Origin of the sequence: Asaia sp. SF2.1, assembly GCF_000505765.1 — a bacterium.
Lineage (GTDB): Bacteria > Pseudomonadota > Alphaproteobacteria > Acetobacterales > Acetobacteraceae > Asaia > Asaia bogorensis.
Genome location: NZ_AYXS01000034.1, coordinates 18199 through 19072 on the forward strand (window position 1 = coordinate 18199; position 874 = coordinate 19072).

Below are 874 nucleotides of genomic sequence, written 5' to 3' on the forward strand. Positions count from 1 at the left end.
AGCGTACGATTTTCCTGATCGAGGCGGCTGGTGCGTGACAAGCCGTCTTCCACTTCACGGAAGGAGTCCAGCACCTTGCTGCGGTAGTTGTCGCGTGTCTCGCGATAGGCCGACCAGGCATGCTGGAGTTCGGCGCGTCTCATGCCGCCCTCAAAAATGGGAAGCTCGAACGAGGCGCCGTAGGACCAGAGCGAATTGGCCAGATTGGCGAGATCGAAGCCGTTCTGGGCAAAGCCGCCACCCGCCTGAAGCGAGATGTGCGGGTAGAACGCAGCACGGGCGATGCCGATCTCGCGATTGGCCTGTGCCATCTCGCGTTCGGCGCTCGCGATGTCTGGGCGGCGCTGGAGCAGCTCGGACGGGACGCCGGCGGGAAGGCTGGGCTGATGGAAGCCCATGACCTGCGTCGGCGCGATATGAAACGACGAGGGCGAGGCATTGGTCAGGATGGCGATGGCGTGCTCGGTGACTTCACGGGCGGCCTGCACATCAAGCTCGGCGGCCTGCGTCGAGTAGAGCTGCGCCTGGGCACGGGCCACGTCGAGGCGTGGGGCAGCCTGGTTCAGCAACTGGTTCTGCGTGATCTGCAGAGCCTTCTGATAATAGCCGATCGACTGGTTGTAGATGGCGATCTGCGCATCATAGCCGCGCAACTGCACGTAGTCGGAAGCAAGTTCAGCCTGAAGGCTCAGCCGTGACATGGCAAAGTCGGCCGCTTTTTCCTGCGCGTACTGCTTCTGGGCGCGCACATGGTTGCGGATGGACGACCAGAAATCGGGCTCCCAGGAGGCCAGGCCGTGATATTCTTCATCCGTCTCGGTGATGTTGCCCTTGTAGCGGAACAGGCGGTCCTCGGACTGCTTGTTGTCAAAGG

Annotated in this window: 1 pseudogene; it reads right to left on the minus strand. The window is 62.2% G+C overall.

From position 1 onward, the window contains the following. A pseudogene (locus P792_RS38910) lies at positions 1–874 on the minus strand (efflux transporter outer membrane subunit); the annotation flags it as partial.